The sequence below is a fragment of the Rhodococcus sp. H36-A4 genome (assembly GCF_027158005.1).
GTDB lineage: Bacteria > Actinomycetota > Actinomycetes > Mycobacteriales > Mycobacteriaceae > Rhodococcoides.
Genome location: NZ_JAPVLQ010000001.1, coordinates 332,747 through 354,060, shown reverse-complemented (window position 1 = coordinate 354,060; position 21,314 = coordinate 332,747). Strand labels below are relative to the sequence as shown.

At 62.0% G+C, this 21,314-nt stretch carries 21 protein-coding genes; 10 read left to right on the top strand and 11 right to left on the bottom strand.

Annotation, left to right across the window (positions count from 1 at the left end; translation table 11 throughout):
* Positions 1-29: 29 nt before the first annotated feature.
* Positions 30-1,664, bottom strand: coding sequence for an ABC-F family ATP-binding cassette domain-containing protein (locus tag O1W68_RS01620; protein ID WP_269301148.1), 1,635 nt, complete (start codon positions 1,662-1,664; stop codon positions 30-32).
* Between the two features lie 185 nt (positions 1,665-1,849).
* Between O1W68_RS01620 and O1W68_RS01615 the strand changes: the two genes are divergently transcribed.
* The 3 genes from O1W68_RS01615 (at position 1,850) to O1W68_RS01605 (ending at position 4,401) form a co-directional block, all read left to right on the top strand.
* Positions 1,850-2,698 carry an aldo/keto reductase gene (locus O1W68_RS01615; RefSeq protein WP_269301147.1) on the top strand — a complete coding sequence of 283 codons (849 nt, stop codon included), beginning with the start codon at positions 1,850-1,852 and terminating at the stop codon, positions 2,696-2,698.
* 20 nt (positions 2,699-2,718) lie between these two features.
* Complete coding sequence (locus tag O1W68_RS01610) at positions 2,719-3,543, top strand: uroporphyrinogen-III synthase (protein WP_269301146.1); 825 nt, start codon at positions 2,719-2,721, stop codon at positions 3,541-3,543.
* A 66-nt stretch (positions 3,544-3,609) separates the two neighbouring features.
* Positions 3,610-4,401 carry a 2-keto-4-pentenoate hydratase gene (locus tag O1W68_RS01605; RefSeq protein WP_269301145.1) on the top strand — a complete coding sequence of 264 codons (792 nt, stop codon included), beginning with the start codon at positions 3,610-3,612 and terminating at the stop codon, positions 4,399-4,401.
* Positions 4,402-4,422: 21 nt separating this feature from the next.
* Here the strand turns inward: O1W68_RS01605 and O1W68_RS01600 are convergent, their stop codons facing one another.
* The 5 genes from O1W68_RS01600 to O1W68_RS01580 all read right to left on the bottom strand — a co-directional run bounded on the left by O1W68_RS01600 (position 4,423) and on the right by O1W68_RS01580 (position 8,472).
* Positions 4,423-5,259: a mycofactocin-coupled SDR family oxidoreductase gene (locus O1W68_RS01600; RefSeq protein ID WP_269301144.1), complete on the bottom strand. Its 837-nt coding sequence runs from the start codon at positions 5,257-5,259 to the stop codon at positions 4,423-4,425.
* A gap of 45 nt (positions 5,260-5,304) precedes the next feature.
* Positions 5,305-6,048: an SDR family NAD(P)-dependent oxidoreductase gene (locus O1W68_RS01595; RefSeq protein ID WP_269301143.1), complete on the bottom strand. Its 744-nt coding sequence runs from the start codon at positions 6,046-6,048 to the stop codon at positions 5,305-5,307.
* Positions 6,045-6,986, bottom strand: coding sequence for a 3-oxoacyl-ACP reductase (locus O1W68_RS01590; RefSeq protein WP_269301142.1), 942 nt, complete (start codon positions 6,984-6,986; stop codon positions 6,045-6,047). Before O1W68_RS01590 ends, O1W68_RS01595 begins: the two co-directional genes overlap by 4 nt.
* A 113-nt stretch (positions 6,987-7,099) precedes the next feature.
* Entirely contained in the window at positions 7,100-7,582 is a 483-nt protein-coding gene (locus O1W68_RS01585) for a nuclear transport factor 2 family protein (RefSeq protein ID WP_269301141.1), read from the bottom strand.
* Positions 7,579-8,472, bottom strand: coding sequence for a TIGR03619 family F420-dependent LLM class oxidoreductase (locus O1W68_RS01580; protein ID WP_269301140.1), 894 nt, complete (start codon positions 8,470-8,472; stop codon positions 7,579-7,581). Before O1W68_RS01580 ends, O1W68_RS01585 begins: the two co-directional genes overlap by 4 nt.
* Positions 8,473-8,681: 209 nt before the next feature.
* Here O1W68_RS01580 and O1W68_RS01575 point away from each other — a divergent pair, with 209 nt between their 5' ends.
* Complete coding sequence (locus O1W68_RS01575; RefSeq protein WP_269301139.1) at positions 8,682-9,575, top strand: IclR family transcriptional regulator; 894 nt, start codon at positions 8,682-8,684, stop codon at positions 9,573-9,575.
* Between the two features lie 72 nt (positions 9,576-9,647).
* Here the strand turns inward: O1W68_RS01575 and O1W68_RS01570 are convergent, their stop codons facing one another.
* Positions 9,648-10,184, bottom strand: coding sequence for a flavin reductase family protein (locus O1W68_RS01570; protein WP_269301138.1), 537 nt, complete (start codon positions 10,182-10,184; stop codon positions 9,648-9,650).
* A gap of 195 nt (positions 10,185-10,379) precedes the next feature.
* On the opposite strand from O1W68_RS01570, the gene O1W68_RS01565 reads away from it, so the two are divergent.
* The 4 genes from O1W68_RS01565 to bphC all read left to right on the top strand — a co-directional run bounded on the left by O1W68_RS01565 (position 10,380) and on the right by bphC (position 15,228).
* Complete coding sequence (locus O1W68_RS01565; RefSeq protein ID WP_269301137.1) at positions 10,380-11,258, top strand: alpha/beta fold hydrolase; 879 nt, start codon at positions 10,380-10,382, stop codon at positions 11,256-11,258.
* Positions 11,255-12,970: an FAD-binding protein gene (locus O1W68_RS01560; RefSeq protein WP_269301136.1), complete on the top strand. Its 1,716-nt coding sequence runs from the start codon at positions 11,255-11,257 to the stop codon at positions 12,968-12,970. The genes O1W68_RS01565 and O1W68_RS01560 overlap by 4 nt, the downstream gene beginning before the upstream one ends.
* 109 nt (positions 12,971-13,079) lie before the next feature.
* The gene (locus O1W68_RS01555; protein WP_269301135.1) at positions 13,080-14,258 is read left to right on the top strand and encodes a hydroxylase; all 1,179 of its coding nucleotides are present in this window, start codon (positions 13,080-13,082) and stop codon (positions 14,256-14,258) included.
* A 28-nt stretch (positions 14,259-14,286) separates the two neighbouring features.
* Entirely contained in the window at positions 14,287-15,228 is a 942-nt protein-coding gene (bphC, locus tag O1W68_RS01550) for a biphenyl-2,3-diol 1,2-dioxygenase (protein WP_269301134.1), read from the top strand.
* A gap of 80 nt (positions 15,229-15,308) precedes the next feature.
* On the opposite strand, the gene O1W68_RS01545 is transcribed toward bphC, so the two are convergent.
* The 3 genes from O1W68_RS01545 to O1W68_RS01535 are packed head-to-tail and all read right to left on the bottom strand — an operon-like array spanning position 15,309 to position 17,524.
* Positions 15,309-16,100, bottom strand: a complete 792-nt coding sequence (locus tag O1W68_RS01545) for an SDR family NAD(P)-dependent oxidoreductase (protein WP_269301133.1) — start codon at positions 16,098-16,100, stop codon at positions 15,309-15,311.
* 22 nt (positions 16,101-16,122) lie between these two features.
* Positions 16,123-16,383, bottom strand: a complete 261-nt coding sequence (locus O1W68_RS01540; RefSeq protein WP_269301132.1) for a hypothetical protein — start codon at positions 16,381-16,383, stop codon at positions 16,123-16,125.
* On the bottom strand, positions 16,361-17,524 hold the full coding sequence (locus O1W68_RS01535) for a Rieske 2Fe-2S domain-containing protein (RefSeq protein WP_269301756.1): 1,164 nt from the start codon (positions 17,522-17,524) through the stop codon (positions 16,361-16,363). Before O1W68_RS01535 ends, O1W68_RS01540 begins: the two co-directional genes overlap by 23 nt.
* A 196-nt stretch (positions 17,525-17,720) precedes the next feature.
* Between O1W68_RS01535 and hsaA the strand changes: the two genes are divergently transcribed.
* Positions 17,721-18,887, top strand: a complete 1,167-nt coding sequence (gene hsaA, locus O1W68_RS01530; RefSeq protein WP_269301131.1) for a 3-hydroxy-9,10-secoandrosta-1,3,5(10)-triene-9,17-dione monooxygenase oxygenase subunit — start codon at positions 17,721-17,723, stop codon at positions 18,885-18,887.
* Here hsaA and O1W68_RS01525 read toward each other — a convergent pair whose 3' ends face one another.
* The gene (locus O1W68_RS01525) at positions 18,888-20,414 is read right to left on the bottom strand and encodes an FAD-dependent oxidoreductase (RefSeq protein WP_269301130.1); all 1,527 of its coding nucleotides are present in this window, start codon (positions 20,412-20,414) and stop codon (positions 18,888-18,890) included. It abuts the gene before it with no gap.
* Between the two features lie 235 nt (positions 20,415-20,649).
* Between O1W68_RS01525 and O1W68_RS01520 the strand changes: the two genes are divergently transcribed.
* On the top strand, positions 20,650-21,261 hold the full coding sequence (locus O1W68_RS01520; protein ID WP_269301129.1) for a TetR family transcriptional regulator: 612 nt from the start codon (positions 20,650-20,652) through the stop codon (positions 21,259-21,261).
* Positions 21,262-21,314 lie beyond the last annotated feature (53 nt).

Below are 21,314 nucleotides of genomic sequence, written 5' to 3'. Positions count from 1 at the left end.
TGTTGTATAAACCCAACGATTCGTCAACCCTACATTTCTGACAACTTCCCGTCGGACATCACCCAGCGTCGCGTACTGCGCACCGTGGAGAGCATCCGTCGATCATGCGTGACCAGCAGCAATGTTCCTTCGAAGTTCTCCATCGCCCGCTCGAGTTGCTCGATCGCCGGGAGGTCCAGATGGTTCGTCGGCTCGTCGAGTACCAAGAGATTGACCCCTCGCGCCTGCAACAAGGCCAGGGCGGCACGGGTTCGTTCACCCGGAGACAATGATCCTGCGGGCCTCAGTGCGTCGTCTCCACGGAGACCGAATTTCGCCAACAGAGTCCGGACTTCAGCGTCGGGCCACTCAGGAACTGCGGCGCTCAACGAGTCTGACACCGTCGCAACGCCAGTGAAAAGCTCACGTGCCTGGTCGATTTCGCCGATCGCGACACCAGAACCCAGTGACGCGGTGCCCTCGTCCGGCACCAGCTTGTCCAGTAGTACCGACAGCAACGTCGTCTTACCCGACCCGTTCTCGCCGGTGATCAGAATGCGATCACCCCACTCGATCTGCGTCGTCACCGGTCCGAAAGTGAACGCCGGCCGAGAAACCACGGCACCGCTCAGCACCGAAACGACGGTGCCGCTGCGCGGCGCGCTCGCGATCTCCATCCGCAGTTCCCACTCCTTGCGTGGTTCCTCCACGACTTCGAGGCGCTCGATTCTGCGTTGTGTCTGCCGAGCCTTCGCCGCCTGCTTCTCGGTCGATTCGGCACGAGTCTTACGCGCGATCTTGTCGTTGTCGGGCGCTTTGCGACGAGCGTTGCGAACCCCGGACTCCATCCAGTTGCGCTGCATCTGGGCGCGAGACTCCAGCGAGGACTTGGTGTCGGCGAACTCGTCGTACTTCTCGCGCGCATGCTGCCGAGCGATCTCACGCTCGTCCAGATACGACTGATAGCTGCCGTCGTAGACGTCGATTCGGTGCTGCGCCCGATCCAGTTCGACTATGCCGGTGACCGTGCGCTCGAGAAACTCACGATCGTGACTGACCACGACGATCGCCGCGCGGGTGTCGACGACGAATCGTTCCAACTGTTCCAACCCAGCGAGGTCGAGATCGTTGGTCGGCTCGTCGAGAAGCAGGATGTCGTAACGGGCCAGCAGGATCGCTGCCAACCCGGCTCGGGCCGCCTGCCCACCGGAGAGCGAGGTCATCAAGACCTCTCCACCGGTGTCGAGACCCAATTCTGCCAAGACCTTCTCGGTGCGCTCGGCCAGATCGGCACCGCCGAGCGCGAGCCACCGCTCCAGCGCCGGGGTGTACAGATCCTCGCCATCGCCGGATCCGAGTGCTTCCGCCGCAGCGTTCATCGACTCCTCGGCCAGCATGACGCCCGTCCGACGGCCGAGGAACTCGACAACCTTCTCACCAGGAACGCGCTCGGGTTCCTGCGCGAGATAACCGACAGTGGCATCGGGCGGAGAGGTATAGATATCGCCCTCGAAATCTGCGGTTCCGACGCCTGCCAACAGCGTCAACAAGGTGGACTTACCGGCCCCGTTGGCACCGACCAAACCGATGACATCGCCTTCGGTGACGGTGAGGAAAAGGCCGGAGAAAAGCGTTCGGTCTCCGTGGAAAGCCGCAAGATCATCCACGCGCAAGGTTGCAGTCACGCCGCAAGTATCCAACGGGTCGCTCCGCAGGCTCCACTCCCGGTATCTCGTGGGTCGTTCCGCAGGCTCCACCCCCGGTATCTCGTGGGTCGCTCCGCAGGCTCCACTCCCGGTATCCCAGGCCCTCGGAAACAGACTCGTCACCCCTCGGGAACAGACTCGCCCGGTCACCCGTTGGCACTCGTATGACCTTTTCTTCCGAGACCAGTACCGTCCCGACAATTGTCCTCAACGACGGGCATGCAATTCCGCAGCTCGGATTCGGTGTGTGGCAGGTTCCGGACGACGGTGCCCAAGCCGCCGTGGCCGAAGCGCTGAAGGTCGGCTACCGCAGCATCGATACCGCGAAGGTGTACGAAAACGAGACCGGCACCGGTAAGGCCGTCGCGGAGTCCGGAATCGCCCGCGACGAGCTGTTCATCACCACGAAGCTGTGGAACGACGACCAGGGATACGACTCGACGCTGAAGGCGTTCGACGCCAGTATGGCCAGGCTCGGGCTCGACTACCTGGACCTGTACCTCATTCATTGGCAGCAGCTCGACCGCAACAAGTACATCGAGACGTTCAAGGCTTTCCAGAAGCTGAAGGCTGACGGCCGTATCGGCTCCATCGGCGTCTCGAACTTCACCATCCCGACGCTCGAGAGGCTGATCGAGGAGGTCGGGGAAACCCCGGCGGTGAACCAGGTCGAGGTTCATCCGCACTTCGTGCAGACCGAGCTGCGCGCGTTCCATACCGAGAAGGGGATCGCTACCGAGGCGTGGAGTCCGCTGGGTTCGGGGACCGTCCTGGATGACCCGGCGCTGGCCCCGATCGCAGAAGCACACGGGGTTACCCCAGCTCAGGTCGTACTGCGTTGGCACATTCAGCACGGAAACGTGGTGATCCCCAAATCGGTGACCCCGAAGCGGATCGCGAGCAATTTCGACGTGTTCGGGTTCGCGCTGAGCAACGACGAGCTACAGCAGATCAACGCGCTCGATTCGGTAGACGGACGCACGGGCCCCGATCCGGACAAGTTCAGCAGCTAGTTCGCCACTATGGTGGCCCCATGGCCGAACCGCTTGCAGGCAAGACGATCGCCCTCACGGCCGAGCGCCGAGCAGAAGAGTTCGCGGTGATGCTCGAGCGGCGGGGTGCGGCCACGGTGCACGTGCCCGCGATTCACGTGTTGCCGCTGCTCGACGATTCCGAGCTGCGTGAGGTGACCTCGGGCATCATCGCGCAGCCACCGGAGATGGTGGTGATCAGCACGGCCGTCGGTTTTCGTGGGTGGCTCGACGCGGCGAAGGGGTGGAACACCGAAGACGAGCTCCTCGAAGCGCTTCGGGCCTCGCGCATCGTTGCGCGAGGCCCGAAGGCGCGGGGCGCGATCCGCGGCGTCGGCCTACGTGAGGAATGGTCGCCGACCACCGAAGCATCACAGGAAGTGGCCGACCACCTCGAAGCCGAAGGTATTGCAGGAGTTGATGTTGCAGTCCAACTGCACGGCACCATCACCGAATGGGAACCGACGATTCATTTGAGCGAATCGCTCGCCGGACTCGGCGCGAAGGTCCGGCCCATTCCCGTCTACCGCTGGATCCGGCCGGTGGATCAGCGCCCACTGGTGGACTTGTTGGTCAAGATTGCCGATCACGACGTCGACGCCGTCACCTTCACCAGTGCCCCGGCCGTCGCGTCGCTGCTGTCGACGGCGAAGGACAACGGGATGCTCGAGCAGTTCCTGACGGCGCTGAAGGGCCCGGTCGCCGCGATCTGTGTCGGTCCGGTCACCTCTGCGCCCCTCGATGTACTCGGTGTCCCGACGCGGATGCCGGACCGCGCGCGGCTGGGCAGTCTCGCCAAGTTCGTCGTCGAGGAGTTGAGTGACTAGCCGCTCCGTCCCGCCTGATGGGACAGATGCTGGGCCCTGTCGAGTTCTGCGCATAACGTCACAAGCATGACTACGATCGAACCTCTTGCGATCAGCGAAGCTGCTGAGCGCCTTGCGACTGCGACTGCAACTTCCACCCCCTGTTCACCCGTTCGGGACCTCATCGGCAGTGAGGACGTGGACGCCGCCTACCTGGTCCAGACGCGCAACATCGAGGCGCTTGTCGCTTCCGGCCGCACTGTCGTAGGACGAAAGATCGGTTTGACTTCGCCCGCTGTGCAGAAGCAGATGAGTGTCGATCAACCTGATTTCGGTGTTCTTCTCGACGACATGGACTGCACGCAGGACGACGCGGTCGACTTCACCCGGCTACTGCAGCCGCGGATCGAAGCCGAGATCGCCTTCACGGTTTCCCGTGACATCGAAGTCCCCATCGATGCCGGTACTGCACCGGACTACGTGAGCAAGGTATTCGCGGCATTCGAAATCGTCGACAGCCGCGTGGTCGACTGGGACATCAGCTTGGCCGATACCGTGGCAGACAACGCTTCTTCCGGTCTGTACGTTCTCGGAGATTCTCTGGACCGCAGTGACGCCCCGAACCTCGAAGAAGTCGAGATGACGCTGTACGCCGATGGGGAGCAGGTCTCGACGGGTAAAGGATCCGACTGCCTCGGCAGCCCCTGGGCCGCATTTGCATGGTTGGCGAACACCAGCTTGTCCTACGGTTCACCGCTGCGTGCGGGAGAAGTCGTTCTATCCGGTGCCCTCGGCCCGATGGTCTCGGTGACCGCAGGCTCGACCTACTCTGCATCCATTACCGGAATCGGCGACGTCACAGCGGTTTTCACTGCGTGACGTCACCGATTCGGGTGTGCGTCAGCCGGTGACGCGCGCGGCGTTTCCGGCGTCGACCGGAAGCACCGTGCCGCTGATATGTGCACTAGCTTCTGCGGCGAAGAACAGAACGACGCGGGTGATCTCCTCCGCGTCGAGCCACGGCACCGGCTGCGCATGCAGGGTTTGCAAGATGGGCGCGACGTCGTCTGCGGTCGGCTTGTCCAGGTCCGGTCGCATCATCGCGTACAGGGAATCATTGTGAATCATGGGAGTCGAAATGTTCCCGGGTGCAATCGTATTCACTGTGATTCCGTGTGGTGCCAGATCCAGTGCGGCACTCTTGCTGAGTCCGATGACCCCCCACTTCGACGCCGCGTAGGCGGCCATATTGGTGTTTCCGGCACGGCCCAACATCGACGAGATGGTGATGATGCGGCCGTATCCACGACTGATCATTCCGGGTGCGACAGCACCGACGGTGTTGAAGACTCCGGTCAGGTTGGAGCCGATCGTTTCTGCCCACTGAGCCTCGGACATCGACTGCACCGGCGCGGCGACCGATACGCCGGCATTCGCGACAGCGATGTCGATGCGGCCCAGTTCGGACTCGGCGCGCTCCACGAGGGAGTTCATTGCCTGTCGGTCGCTGGTGTCGAAGGTGGCACTGATCGCCTTGCGTCCAGTTGCCTGCACGAGCCGGACCGTCTCGTCGAGATCCTCCTGTGTGGCAAGCGGGTACCGCACTACGTCGCGGTCCTCGCAACGATCGCACAGCACCACGTCGGCGCCTTGTTCAGCGAAAGCGATTGCGTGAGAGCGTCCTTGGCCTCGTGCTGCACCGGTGATCAGGGCGACTTTGCCGTCGAAACGTTCCATGTGTCGTTTTCCTCCTGGTTTGTTTACCTCGGTGGTCGATCGACGTCAGCGCAGTTTGTTGCTTCCACCGTCGGCCATCAGCGTCTGTCCGGTCATGTACTTGGAATCTTCGGAGGCGAGGAACACTGCCACCGGAGCGATATCGGTTTCGGGATCTCCGATTCGCTGTAGCGGGACCTTAGCGGCACTCGCTGCAGCGCGCTCCGGGTGGGCAGCCTGCCAGGCACGCACACCCTCGGTTGCTGCGAAGGGGCAGAGCACGTTGACTCTGATGCCGTCCACAGCCCACTCGTTGGCGGCAACGCGGCTGAGCCCTCGAATTGCTTCTTTCGCTGCGGCATAGGAGGCCTGAGTGGGCATTCCGTCCAACCCGGAACCGGAGGCGAAGTTGATCACCGATCCGGAGGAGGCTTTGAGGTGGGGGTAGCAGGCCTGCATGAGGTGCACCGTGGGGTAGAAGCCGGTGTTGAACGACAGATCGAACATCTCACTCGTCGTATCGACAAGCAGTGCTTGCCGTGACGCGTGAGCGTTGTTGACCAGTACGTCGACGGATCCGAAGGCGGCGACAGCAGCGTCGCAGATCGTCTGTGCCGACTCGGCGAGCGATATGTCGATGCAGAGAAACTCTGCATTCGGGCCCAGTTCGGCACTGAGTGCAGCTCCTCGTTCCTCGTCGATGTCGACGAAGAACACCTTGGCACCTTCACGTACGAAGACGGTGGTGATCGCGCAGCCGATACCGCCCGCACCGCCGGTGACTATTGCAGTCTTGCCTTCGAGCCTCATTCGCCGCCAACCGAATCGTCGGTCGCAAGTGCAAACTTTTCGAGTTCTGCCACGCTGAATGCGGAGTAGGTCTCGTAGGGGCCGCGGCCGGAGAAGTAGGGAGTCAGATTCTCTGCCAGCTCGTCGATCGTGAATTTCGAACCTGCGGCATCGAATCTGTTCTCGACCTTCGGCGCTGCCATCAACGCCACCATCTTGCCGTAGACGACGAAGACCTGTCCGTTGATCTCGTCCGAAGCTTCGCTGGCGAGGTAGTGGACGAGGGTTGCGACCCGGTCGGGGGAGAGCGGATCTTCGGCGGCTTCAGCAGCGGTGTTCTCCCCGAATGCCTGAGCCGTCATCGCCGTCCGCGCACGAGGACAGATCGCGTTTGCCCGAACGCCGTAGCGGGAGAGCCCTTGAGCGGTCGACAGGGTGAGGGCGGTGATCCCCGCCTTGGCTGCCGAGTAGTTCGGTTGGCCGGCGGAGCCGAAGAGGAAGGCTTCGGAAGAGGTGTTGATGACGCGACCGTAGATTGGACCGCCGACCTTCTTCGAGAGTGCTCGCCAATGAACAGCGGCGGCGTGAGAGGTGGCCGCGTGTCCTTTGAGGTGCACTCGAATGACATCGTCCCAATCCGATTCGGTCAGGTTGAAGATCATCTTGTCGCGAATGATCCCGGCGTTGTTGACCAGAATGTCCATCGAACCGAACTTCTCGTTTGCCGACTGCACGAGTCGTTCGCCCAGAGACCAGTCGGAGACGTCCCCGAGGACCGCGATCGCCTGGCCGCCTGCAGCGACGATTTCGTCGGCGACGGACTGCGCATTGTCGCCGATGTCGTTGACGACGACTGCGGCACCTGCAGCCCCGAGGGCCATTGCTTCTGCACGGCCGAGTCCGGCACCTGCGCCGGTCACGATCGCTGTTCTTCCGGTCAATTCGAGTGCTGTGCTCACGAAATGCCTCCATTTCAAAATTAGAGTTGATTCTATTTCTAGCGCACATACCTGGAATGCGCACGCTTTCGGTACGTGAATCGCTCTTCGTGGTCGGCCTGAAACCGTCCTGGTCAGTCCTGAACGCCCCTCGCCAACAGTTCCCGAGCTTCCGCGCGGCCGTCGAGCAGGCGGTTCGTCCGGCGCGTCACCTTCCACTGCCCTTCGATCTTGGACAATTCCCACCGGTTCGCGGTGATGCGAGCGACTCGGTAAGCGTCACCGTCATGGAGGATCAATTGCGATTTGCATGTCACGACGGCCTGAAGTCCGTCCAGTTGTACATGTCCGGGTTCGAGCAGGTGGGCGCAGCCGCCATGGATGTAGCCCTGATGCGCGCGGGAGCGAACCATGGCCGAAATTTCGGCCTGGCCGGTCAGTACGCCGGTGTCGACGTCGTACACCCCGTCCTCGGTCCATAGGCGTGCGACGGCCTCAGCCGAGCCGCTGTCGACGGCGGGGCCATAGGTGGCCAGCAACTTCGTGATCGCGAGCGTGTCCTCGAGGGCCTCGACTCGATCGAGGAGGTTCTGCAGCAGCTGGTCGGTGTCTGTCATGGTGTTGCTCCGGTCTGATTCGAATGGAACTCCACGCCCAGCTCGTCGCCGATGTCGCGGAGGGCGGACAGTTGATCGCAGTAGTGATCGACGCCTGTTGCGTGGATTGCGGCGCTCACGATGGTGGCACCGGCCAGGCGTCGGCGCGCGAGCGAGTCGGCGACTGCGGCTCTGTTGCCGAGCGGGTCGAGCGGCGCGCCTGCACTCAAGACCACTTCGAAATCGGCTCGCTGCTCACCCTTGGCCAGCATGCGTTCGAGGTCGCTCAGCGGCAAGCCGAACGGAACCCAGCCGTCTCCTTGGGTTCGCGCTCGCCGAAGGGAACGGGGGGTCCGGCCGCCGATCCACAGTGGTACTCGTGATTGGACGGCGTGGGGCTTGACCACGAGGTTGTCGAAATCGTAGTGCGTTCCGTGATACTCGGGATTCGATTTCGACAGCGATTCCCGCAATGCTGCCAGTGCGTCGTCTGCGCGAGCTCCACGGCCCTCGAACTCGGCGCCGAGCAGGTCGAACTCCTCTTGGAGACTGCCGACCCCGAGACCGAGTATCAGCCGGCCGCCGCTGACGACGTCGAGTGTTCCGTAGCGCTTGGCGATGGCGAGTGGGTGGTGATATCCGAGAACCAGAACCTGGGTGGCCAGCTTGATTCGGCTGGTGTGCGCGGCGAGGAACCCGAGTGTGGCCAGCGGGTCCCAGTAGGTCGCCCCGCGCTCGGCGGCGATATCTACCGGTACGGCAACGTGCTCACTGCAGGTCAGGTGATGAAATCCGAGATTGTCGGCTTGGCGCGCAATGCGCACCAGCTCCTCGATGCCTGCGCTCGCCTCCCACTCCGCGGCGTTGCTCGGGTGTTGGACGACGATCGGGGACGTTATGCCAATGTGCATCGGTGACGCTCCGAGGTTGGCCGAGAAGGTTGCATGCCTTCATCTGTAGTACCTCTGGCCGTTCGATGCGGTGCTAGTTCCCGTTCACCGGACTCGGTGACGGCATCAAGAGGGCGGACCCTCTTCTATATGGGGCGGACAGCTGTTACCATTTCAAGAATTCATTTCAATTTTACCGGCAGGCTTACTGCCGATTGCGGAGGCACCGGATGAACTCGGTCGGTCCAAACACCTCAACACCCGGTGCTGCAGAAAAAAAGGATCTACCGCCTTCGATGGTGGAACGCATGACGCTGATCCTCGATGCGTTCGATGGTCGCGCTTCCCGCCTGACGTTGGAGGAGGTGGCTTGCCGTACGGAGCTGCCCAGGTCCACCGTGTACCGAATCCTCGACCAGCTGGTACGTCTGAACTGGGTCGAGCACGCCAGCTTCGGCTATTGCCTCGGTCGTCGTTCGATCGGTCTCGGTGGAGGCGACAACAACCACAGTCAGGTCCGAGCTGCGGCCGCACCCCTGCTGCACAATTTGCACGTGCGCACCGGAATGGTCGTGCATCTCACTGTCCTCGACGGTGGCATGAGCGTGTACCTCGACAAGCTCGGCGGCCGCGGCGCGACCGCCATCCCGACCCGGGTCGGTGGTCGTGTACCCGCCCACACAACCGCGAGCGGTAAAGCGATGCTTGCGTGGTTGGACCCGGAGGAAGTGGATCGGCTGCTCGGGGAACGTCTCGATCGTAGTACCGACACCACCATTTCCGACATCACCACGTTGCACCGAGAACTCAACCGCATTCGGCAGCGGCGCGGTTTGGCGTTCGAGCGAGGTGAATCGGTCCGCGGAATCGGGTGCGTCGGTGCTGCTGTCCGAACGGTGGAGGGGCCGGTGGCCGGCATCTCGCTCTCCGGCGATGCGGGAACCGTCCAACTGGAACGGGTTGCTCCACTCGTCGTCGACGCGGTGCGCGAGGTCACCAAGGCCATGTTCCCCGCACTCGAAAAATCTCGGCGACGTTCTCTCGTTCCGCACGCGCACGAGAGCTCCTGGTCGACCGAAACGTTGGACCAGCTGTTGTCGGTGCAGTCCGGGCACTGGCTCTGATGTGCAAGCGTCGAACCTTGCTCGACGCTTGCACATCGGAAGTGTCCGCTGAGTCGGCATAGCTTTCGGGCCTCAGGTGCCCGAGATGCCGGACGTGTCGGCGAGTCCGAAGGCTCCGCGGTAGAAGACCATCGGGCGCTGCTCGCCGAGGGCTTCGAGGCCCAGAACGCGTCCGATGGCAACGTCGTGATCACCGGCGCGATGGACTGTTTCCACCTCGCAATGCACGCGTGCCAACACGTCCGGCAGGGCCGGAGTTCCCCAGCTCGATCGTGTCCAGTCCAGGCCTTCGAACTTCGTTCCTCGACTGGAACCGAAGCGAGAGCACATGTCCGCCTGGTCCTCGCGCAGCACGTTGACGGTGAAGCGGCCGATCTCTCGAATGCTCGGCCAGGCACGACCACGGTGATCGGCGCAGAAGAGAATCAGTGGAGGTTCGAGTGAGACGGACGCGAACGACTGGCAGCAGAACCCGATCGGACCGTCGTCGGACAGACCTGTGATCACAGTGACGCCACTGGCGAAGTGGCTCATGGCGTGGCGCATCTCGAGCGGCGTCGGTGCAGTGCTGACGGTGGTGAGGTCGGATTCCATCGACTCGATCGACATCGCGCACCTTTCGGTTTCGTTGTGTCGCCGAGGGATTCGGCGATCGGGTTCCAGGTTAGGCAGCACCGTGCATACGCCGGAATTGTCGTCTCGTTCAGTGGAATCAGTCGGTTACGCCGCTCGCGCAGATCGGGTGGTCTCGCTGACCGGGATGAGGAACGATCCAGCGGTCTGCTGGTGGCAACGTGTGCTCACATGACCAATGTCTCGAGTGTCCAGGAAGGCTCGAAAAAGGAGCTTCGCACCGATCTCGGCGTACTTCGGTACTACGAAGCCGGCGACGGCCCACCCCTGGTGCTGCTGCACGGATCGGGCCCCGGCGTCACGGGGTGGCGGAACTTTCGCGGCAACATCGATGTGTTCGCCGAGCATTTCCACACCTACGTACTCGAATTTCCGGGCTTCGGCGTCAGCGACGACTTCGGTGGACACCCGATGGTCACCGCCATGGATGCAGTCGTGCGATTCCTCGACGGCCTCGGCCTCGACAAAGTTGCCTTGCTGGGCAACTCGATGGGCGGGATAGTCGCCACTCGATTCGCCATCGAACACCCCGAGCGAGTCTCGAAGCTGGTCACCATCGGTGGGATCGGAAGAAATATTTTCAGCCCCGGACCGGGTGAAGGTATCAAACTGCTGATGGAGTTCACCGACGATCCGACCAGGGAACGCCTCATCTCTTGGTTGCACTCCATGGTGTACGACCCCGCCATGGTCACCGAAGATCTGATCGAGGAACGGTGGGTTCAGGCAACCGATCCCGAGACCCTCGCGAGTGCCCGAAAGATGTACAGCAGCGCGGCTTTTGCCGCAAATGCGGCAGCCGCTGCGAAGTCGACGGAGGCACCGTACTGGGCTCAGCTGCACCGCGTACAAGCTCCAACCCTGCTGACCTGGGGTCGAGATGATCGAGTCAGTCCGATGGACATGGCGCTGCTGCCGATGCGCCTGATACCCAATGCCGAACTACATGTATTCCCGAAGTGTGGTCACTGGGCGATGATCGAACAGAAAGCCGCCTTCGAGAGTGCAGTTATTGCTTTTCTTCTGAGAGAGGACGCCGTCCAAAAATGAGTATCGATTCGGAACAGTTCGACGAAACAGTCGATTTCCTCATCGTGGGAAGCGGCGGCGGAGGTATGGCCGCTGCGGTCACAGCAGCCGATCGCGGGCTCGACACACTCGTCATCGAGAAGGGTGTGACGTTCGGTGGTTCCACCGCGATATCCGGCGGCGGCATTTGGATTCCGAATGCTCCCACACTGGTAGACAAGGGTGTCGTCGACACTCGTGAGTCGGTTCGTACGTACCTGGACAGCATCACTGTCGGTACCGTTCCGGCAGAGCGTCTGGATGCGTTCGTCGACAACGGTCCGGCGTTGATGCAGCTGCTGGACAAGAGTCCGCACATGAAGCTCTTCTGGGTGAAGGGCTACTCCGACTATCACCCCGAAAACGAAGGCGGCAGCGCACTGGGCCGCACCATCGAATGCCAACCGTTCGATACCCGTGCACTGGGCGACGACGAGAAGTTCCAGCGTCCCAACAGCATGAAAGGCCCGCTCGGACTCTGGGTCACCTCGAAGGACTACCACGACCTCGCGATGGTCAAGCGTACGTGGAAGGGTCGTCGAGCGTCCCTGGTCGCGGCGTGGCGAGTAGCGTCGAACGTCGTTCGTCGACGCCACATGGCGACCGGTGGACGCGCTCTTGTGGCGCGACTGCGGATGGTTCTCAAAGACTCCGGTGTTCCGGTGTGGCTGCAGACCTCGATGACCGAGCTCATCGTCGACGAAGGCGGAGTGGTACGTGGAGTCGTGGCCCTGCGCGGCGACAAGACGATACGCATCGCGGCTCGAAAAGGAGTCCTCCTCGCTACCGGCGGATTCGAGCACAACTTGGAGATGCGTTCGCGCTACCTGCCCGAGCATGGAGTGGCCGACATCAGTTCCGGTGCTCGCGAGAACACCGGTGACGGAATCGTTGCAGGCCTTTCCATCGGCGCCGACGTCGCATTGATGGACGACGCATGGTGGATGCCGTCAGTTCTGCATCCGATGGGCGCGGTCATTCCGTTGGTGTCCGAGCGCTGCATTCCGCCGTCGGTGATCGTCGACAGCAAGGGCCAGCGTTTCACCAACGAATCCTCTCCTTATGTGAACTTCGTTCACGACCAGCTCGAAGGTGGTCACGTTCCGGCTTGGTTCGTCATGGATACCAAAGCCCGCTCGCGTTACCCGTTTGCACAGGTCTTGCCGGGCGTGCCACTTCCCCAGGGATTTTACGATTCCGGGGTCGCCCACAAGGCGGACACTCTCGCGGAGCTTGCAGCGATGATCGATGTTCCTGCCGACGCGTTGGTCGCCACCATCACTCGATTCAACGGGTACGCGCGGTCGGGTAAGGACGAAGAGTTCGGTCGAGGTGACAGCGCCTACGACCGCTACTACGGCGATCCCACCATGAAGAACCCATGCCTCGACGAGATCGATCGTGGTCCTTTCTATGCAATTCGTTGCGAGCCCGGCGATCTGGGAACGAAGGGCGGGCTCAGCACCGACGCTCATGCCAGGGTTCTTCGCCCCGACGGTTCCACAATCGATGGCCTCTACGCGACCGGTAACACGTCCGCGTCGGTGATGGGGAACGAGTACGCGGGAGCGGGGGCGACGATCGGACCGGCGATGGTCTTCGGATACATCGCGGCCGAGCACGCGGCCGATTCACAGGGCACGGTTTCGTCGACCGATCGAGAAGACTCGAACGGGCAGGCCAAGCGAGTCTGATCCGCTTCGAAGGACCCGTTCTACCGAAGTGGAAAAAATGCAGTACAACGGAGAAGACGACAGCCTGTGCACATCCGGCCGGGCACCGAAGTAGAAAGCCGAGATCATCATGGGTCAGGTTCTTGACAACATCTCACAGTTCGCCGACGAGATTCGCGCAGAAGGTGTCGAGGGGGACAAGCTGATGCGCTTGTCCGATGCCTCGGCGAAACGCCTACGCGACGCCGGAGTCATGCGCATGCTGGCGCCGAAAGAATACGGCGGCTACGAGTCTCACCCTCGCGAATTCGCCGAGACGGCGATGGGTATCGGCGCCATGGACGGTGCCGCAGGTTGGGTCAGCGGAATCGTCGGTGTCCATCCGTGGGAGCTTGCGTTCTTCGATCGCAAAGCCCAGGACGAGGTGTGGGGCGAAGACAACGACATGTGGATGGCCTCCCCGTACGCACCGATGGGTGTCGCGACGCCTACCGACGGCGGCTTCATCCTCAACGGACGGTGGTCGTTCTCCTCGGGCACCGATCACTGCGGGTGGATCATGATCGGTGCCGCACTCGGTGACGCCGAAGGCAAACGCGCGATGCCCCCGACGATGCTGCACGTGTTGCTTCCTCGCTCGGATTACGAGATCGACCCGGACAGTTGGGACGTGGTCGGGCTGCGCGGAACCGGATCAAAGGATCTCATCGTCAAGAACGCGTTCATTCCGGATTACCGGACTCTGCGGGCGGACAAAGTGATGAACGGGACGGCGGCAAAGGAGTTCGGTCGGGAGCAGACTCTCTACAACTTCCCGTTTTCGTGCATTTTCCCACTCGGAATTACTTCCTCACTGATCGGTATCGCCGAAGGTGCCCTCGCATGTCATCTGGATGCTCAGCGAGATCGGGTAACAGTGACAGGAACAGCCATCAAGGAGGATCCGTATGTGTTGTTCGCTATCGGCGAGGCAGCCGCGGAGATCGCGGCCTCCCGTGCCGCGGTACTCGAGACCGTGGATCGCTTCTGGGATCTGACCGAGAAGAAGCAAGAGGTCACCTTCGAGATGCGAGCTATCGGTCGTCGGACTCAGACTGCTGCAGCATGGCGAGCAGTAAGGGCAGTGGATGAAATTTTCGCCCGTTCAGGCGGCGGCGCTCTCCACGTGAAATTCCCGATGCAGCGGTTCTGGCGTGACGCGCATGCGGGACTTTCTCATGCTGTTCACGTTCCCGGTTCCATTTTCCATTCCTCGGCATTGACACAGCTCGGCGGTGAGCCGCAAGGCATCCATCGCTCGATGATCTGACAAGCCTCCTCGACGAAAGGTACTTACGATGACGGAAATACGCGGTCTGGGCTATCTCAGAATTCAGACGCAGGATGTACCCCGCTGGCGCGAACTCGTTGTCGACGGTCTGGGCATGGCCGTCGGATCGGGGCCGGAGGCCGATGGCCTCTACTTGCGTGTCGACGAGCGTCGATCCAGGCTCATCGTGTTGCCCGGTGACACCGACAAGGCGTTGGCCGTGGGCTGGGAGGTCCGTGATCAGTTCGCTCTTCAGCGCGTACGCGAAGCTGTGGAGAAGTCCGGGCGAGCTGTCGAGGTCTTGTCGGACGAAGAATCGCTCTACCGCGATGCCGAGCAAGTGATCGCATTCGACGACCCTTCGGGCACCCGTGTCGAAGTGTTCTTCGGGGCGGTACTCGATCACAGTCCGGTGGTCACCCCGCACGGTGGACGGTTCGTCACCGGGGCGCAAGGACTCGGCCATGTCGTTCTGCCCACACCGGCAATCGACGAGACTTACACGTTCTACACCGAGGTGTTGGGCTTCCTGCCGCGTGGGGCCATCCGAGTCGGCCCTCCGGGGGCCGGACCTGCACGCCGGGTGCGGTTCATGGGTGTCAACGAGCGGCATCACAGCCTGGCATTGTGCCCGGCCCCGCACAGCCAGGATCCGGGCATGGTGCACCTGATGACCGAGGTCGACACTCTCGACGCGGTGGGTCAGGCTCTCGATCGGGTAGCGAAGCTGGGATTCTCCATCTCCTCGACGCTCGGTCGCCACACCAACGACAAGATGGTCTCGTTCTACGTCCGCGCACCAGGTGGATGGGATCTCGAATTCGGCACCGAAGGCAAGTTGGTCGACGAGAGGTACTACTCCTCGGAGGAAATTACCGCTGACAGCTATTGGGGACACGACTGGTCCGGGTCGGAGATGCTCGCTGCATTTGCGCCGACTCCGTCCGCTGAGGCAGTCCAAGTAAACTGACGCCAGCCCAACGAAAAGCGCTGCGCATTCATCTGAATGCGCAGCGCTTTTGCGTTTCGGTAGATACTCGCCGAAGAGAATCAGTCCCGGTTGAGTAGCTTCCTCATACCGGCCGCAGCTTTTTCCACCATCTCTCCGCGGGGGAACCCGCTGCGGCTCTTGGCGGTCTCGTAGTGTCCACCGGCGACCCAGACAGGTCCGTCGGTGATGTGTTCGAGCCCTTCACGGGCAACGTCTGCAGGCTCGGAAACACGCATGCCGGGTATGTCGAAGTTCAACCCGGCGCGCGCCATAGCTGGTGTCCGTGTGACCCCGAGGACCAGGTCGACGACGTGCACGCCGAATGGTGCCAGTTCCAGCCACAGACCCTCGGCGAAGATACGCCCGAAAGCCTTCGAGGCCGCGTACACGCTCTGGTGTTCGGAGCCCATGTATCCGGCCATCGAACCGACCAAGATGATGCCGCCGCGCCCGCGCTCGCGCATCGCAGCACCGAAGTAGTGCGACAAATGCAGTTGCGAGGTGATATTGAGGTCGATCACTTGCTGGAAGCCGGACAGGTCGCCGGTGACGAACTCATGCCCGTAGCTGTTCGCGCCTGCGTTGAAGATCAGCAAGCCGACTTCGAGGTCCTCGGTCGCTGCGCGAATGCTCTCGATTGCATCGGCGGAGAGAAGATCGAGAGCCAGCGTCCGAACCTCGACGCCGTTCGCACGCACGCGAGTTGCGGTCTCCTCGAGCGGGCCGGGCTTGCGAGCGATGAGAACGAGGTTGAAACCGGCCTTGCTCAACTGGTCGGCAAATTCCGATCCGACGCCTTCGGACCCGCCGGCGATCACCGCCCACGGGCCGTACTGCTCGATATCGATCATGGAAGAACCTTTCTGAAGAATGTCAGTCGACGACGATCGGCGTCGGAACCGGATCGCTGTCGGTGACGACGACGTCGCCGCGGTTGGCAGCATCGACGATGCTTGCGCTCAGTGCGTGACAGCCACGGCTGGGTGCACCGAGCCGGCCGTCATTGGGAGCATCGTTGTCGATTTCATGGCAGAGAGCGCGAGCTGCCGCGTCCCACTGGATCGAAGTGTGTTCCCAACTGTTCTTCGCAACGAGCACCTGCGCACTGCACTCACTGCACCGAAGCGGTTGCATTCTGCTCCTCCAGTTTCCGAGCGACGTTGGCTTCGACTTCCTTCTTCCACGACTCGACAGGACGTGTGGTGTCAAGCTCGAACTCGAATCGTTCCGTCATCTCAGGAGTGACGTCGGCTACGTCGACGTAGAACTGCTCGTACCACCGGCGAAGCTGGTAGACCGGACCGTCTTCCTCGCAGAGCAGGGGGTTCTCGATGCGTGACTTGTTCTTCCAGATCTCGATGTCCTGTTCGAAACCCTTGGCGATGAAGGTTCCGAAGTTCCTCGCCGTTTCCTCGGCGGCATCACCTTGGAGTTCGGCGGACTTCTTGACGATCATGCCGTACTGCAGAACGAACTTGTTTGCGCTGACCGGGTAGTGGCAATTGATCAGGACCGAATTCACGTCGTGGGTATCGAACTTGTATGTCAGGTCGTCGACCATGAAGGAAGGTCCGAAATAGGTTGCATCCGAACTGTTGCCGAGCGACTTGGGCTGGCCGGCTGTGTTCGGACGCATGTCCTCGCGTGACTGTCCGTTCATGTACTGGCTGGCGACGTGCCCTTCGAAGACGTTCTTGAAGTAGGTGGGGAAGGAGTAGTGCACGTAGAAGAAGTGCGCCATGTCGACGATGTTGTCGACGACCTCACGGCAGTTCGTGTCCACCTCGGTGCGGTACCAGACCCAGTCGGACCAACCATCGTCGAGTGCGCCTTCGATGCGGGGAATGGTCACCTCTGCCGGCGGGGCATTGCCCTCGGGATCGTTCCACACGAAGAACATGCCGTCCTGGTCGAGGACATGCCACGAACGGGTACGTGCCAGCGGGGGCACGCGACGCGCGTAAGGAATGTTCTTGCATTTTCCGTTGCTTCCCCAACGCCAATCGTGGAACGGGCAGGCGACCTCGTCACCCTTGATCGTTCCCTGAGTGAGGTCGCCACCCATGTGGCGGCAGTATCCGTCGAGGACGGCGAGCGTGCCCGAGCTGTCGGCGAAGACGACGAGCTTGGTCCCGAAGGCCTCGATGGAGTGGGGCTTGCCGTCCTTGAAGTCGGCCGACAAACCGATGCAGTGCCAACCGCGGGCGAAGCGCGTGGGTGCGGCGCCGGCTTCGATCTCTCGTACTTCTTCGCTCGTGTTCTGCTGGATGGTCACAGTGGTCACGTCCTGTCTTGTGGAGAAGTCCAACGGCGATCTGGTCGTTGCCGTGTTTGTAGCGACGCTAGGTGACCTCCGACACCGAAGTCGGAGAGTTCTCACTGGACGGGACTCGGACTTTTCAGAAGGAATTCGCGCTCTCGATCAGCGACCCATTCGCTCGACGGCTGCGGAACCGGATTATCGTTCGAGTATGACTACCGACGTCCTGGGAGCTGTCCGCGATCTACTGCCGACGATCGCCGAGGCAGCAGTCAAGGTCGATGAAACCGGACGTGTGTCGGACCAGATGATTCACGAGCTGGGTAAGACTGGGGTCTTCAGGCTGCTTCAACCGAAACGGTACGGCGGTACCGAGTCCGATCCGGCGAAATTCTTCGAAGCGGTTCGGATGATCTCGGGGGCCTGTGGATCCACCGGGTGGTTGACTTCCGTCCTGGGAGTTCACCCGTGGCATCTCGCTCTCTTCGACGATCGAGCGCAGAGCGATGTGTGGGAACCCGACGACGGCGCGCTCGTTTCTTCCGCGTACGCACCGGTCGGGAGGCTGCACCCTGTCGAAGGTGGGTATCGACTCAGTGGGGAATGGCATTTCTCCTCCGGATGCGACCACGCGTCGTGGGCGCTGCTCGGTGCAATCGTGGTGGGCGAGGAGGGGCGCCCGCTGGACTTTCTCACCGTCCTGGTTCCCCGCTCGGACTACCGCATCCGGGATGTGTGGGACGTGATGGGAATGCGAGGAACCGCCAGCAACGAGATCGGTGTCGTCGATTGCTTCGTCCCCGAGCATCGGACCAAGAGCAACTACGAAACTGCGCAACTTCGCGGTGCGGGCCAGAAAGTGAACCGAGGACCGCTGTACCGGCTTCCGTTCGCCACTATCTTCACCACTGCGGTCGCCTCGCCCGGAGTCGGAATCGTGGCGGGGTGCTACGAACGCTATCTCGCCAACATGCGCGAGCGGGTGCGTCTGAGCCTCGGCGGCGGGAGGTTCGTGCACGATCAGTTCGCGCAGGTCGCCATTGCCCGCGCATCGTCGGAGATCGATGCGGCGATCCTGCAGTTGGAGCGCAATGTTCGCGAATTGTGGGAATTGGCGCTCGAAGGCGAAGAACTACCGATGTCGATGCGTCTGCGTGCGCGACGTGATCAAGTGCGAGCGACCGAGCGTGCGGTGGAGGCGATGGACCTGTTGTTCAAGTCGGCAGGGGGCCACTCGTTGTACCGCGGGAATATGATCGAACGGGCGTGGCGCGATGTCCACGCCGGAAGTGTCCACGTGGCCAACGAGGCCGAACGTGCTTTGGCGTTGTTCGGCCAAGGCGCGTTCGGCCTCCCGGTAGAGGACAATCTCGTCTGATCAGGACAGCATGGCGCGAACTGCTCGGTAGGCGAAAACCATGGCGGTGCCGAGCGGCACGCCCGGGCCTGGATACTTCGCGCCACTGAGCGAGGCGCTGGTGTTTCCAGCCGCGTAGAGGCCCGCGATCGGGGTGTCGTTCTCACGCAGTACCCGAGCGTCGACGTCGGTGCGCACTCCGCTCTTGGTTCCCAAGTCGCTCAACACAATGCGTGCGGCGACGTACGGCCCCTTCTTCAGTGGCGTCAAGGCCGCATTCGGCAGTTCGGGAACGGGCCGGCAGAAGAACTTGTCGTAGGGGTCCTCGCCGCGATGGAACTGCTCGTCGATACCGGTTGTCGCGTATTCGTTGAACTGGTCGACGGTGCTGCGAAGGACCTCGGGGGAAACCTCGATCAGTGCGGCCAATTCTTCGATCGTGTCGGCAGTGACCCACGTACCGGCCTCGAAATGAGCGTCCGCGGATACCGACGGAATCGAAATGGTCGGAATGACAGCGCCGCTGTCGGTGGCCTCGAATACGAGATACGACCGCTCGCTGCCGTGCTCGATCATTGCACGACCGAACTGGTCGTACGGAAGCGACTCGTTGAGATAACGCTTGCCGGCGTCGTCGACGAGCAGTCCGCCGCGGACACCGACCATGAATGCTGCCGACCCATCCGGCAATGCGACACCGGGGCAGTACCACGCTTGACCGGCCAATGTGGTCTCTGCACCGACACGGACCGCTGCCTGGATCGCATCGCCGGTATTCGAGCCCTCCGGCGCCATGCTCCATCGCGCGAGACCCGGCATCGACTCTGCATCTCGCAGTGGCTGATCCTTTTCGATGCCGCCTGCGGCAATCAGGACGCCGCGACGCGCGAGAATGCGCAGTGTCTTTCCATCAGGTCCGGTCGCCAGTGCGCCGACTACTGCGTCGTCCTCGACGATCAGCTCTGTCAACGCAGTCTCGGTCAGTACACGAGAGTTACCTGTGCTCTCCAGAGCCAGTAACAGGCGAGAGATCAGGGCACGTCCACCGCCGAGCTTGCCCTCGGGGTGCGGTGCTCCGTCACGATCTGCATCGAGTTCGGGGCGCACGCGCTCGAGCAGATCGCCGACGGCGGAGGGTTCGATGTCGAGTGCGTTGATCGCTCGTCCGGAATCCATTCGGCCGGGCGCGCGGAAGTAGTCCGGGAACGGACGCCACTCGAATTCGATATGCGGGTTCTTCTCGAGTAGATCGACGACGTCGGGTGCCGTCGAGACGAATGCCTCTTGCCGATCGACTTCGTAGTCGCCCACGACAGCACGAAGGTACTCGCGTGCCTTCGCCGTCGAATCACCGATGTTCGCGCGGTCCTGCACTGCGGTGCCAGGAAGCCATACGGCTCCACCGGAGTAGGCGGACGTACCACCGAGTAGTGGTGTCTTCTCGAGGACCAGCGTGTCCTGCCCGGCTTCTGCGGCGCAATATGCGCCGGTCAGGGCGCCGCCGCCCGAACCGATGACCAGGACATCGCACTCGATCGACTCGTGCATGGTGATGTTCTCCGTTCGAATTGCCCGCGATGATGATGCGTGTACTTCGACATGCGGGCGGGTCGAAATACACGAAGGCGCGGTGGACCACGCAACAGTACTTTCCCCGGTCGGGTGTGGTCGGGTCTCACTGAGTGGGCAATATTCGAAGAATCCGAGGCGAGATGTCAAGATCTAAGGTGACCTACCGGGTGCGTCGGACCAGCGTGGGAAGTCTGGGGAGGGATGATCGAGAGTGCCGAGAATCGCCGAAGTTCGAGACGCCGCGGAGCCGAGTTCGGTCGAGCAGCACGCCCGGCATGTCCGCATCATTCAGGCAGCGGCAGCACTCGGTGCCGAGAAAGAACTCGCGCGCGTTCAGATGCACGACGTCGCCAAGGCGGCGGGCGTTGCCATCGGGACGCTGTACCGATACTTCCCGTCGAAGACTCATCTATTCGTCGCGGTGATGGTCGATCAGATCGACCATATGGGTTCGGGCTTCGCCAAAGGATCATCGGCTGCAGCGCTGCCCAGCGACGCGGTGTACGACGTACTGGTTCGCGCGACGCGTGGGTTGTTGCGCCGGCCACTGCTGTCAGCGGCCATGATCCAGTCCACGACGACGGCCAACGTCGCTGCCGTGCCGGATGCAGGAAAGGCGGATGGGGCGTTCCAGCGTCTGCTGCTCGAGTCTGCTGGTATCGAAATGCCCACTGAATCGGACGTGACTGCGCTTCGCTTGGTCGTGCAACTGTGGTTCGGTGTCATTCAGTCCTGTCTCAACGGACGCGTGTCGATTCTCGACGCCGAGAAGGACATCCGTAAAGGATGCGATCTGCTTCTCGTAGACCTGTCGCCTCGCTGAACGGTGCACCCCGAACTGATCGAGTGCAGTGCAGTATCGTAAAAAATAGAATA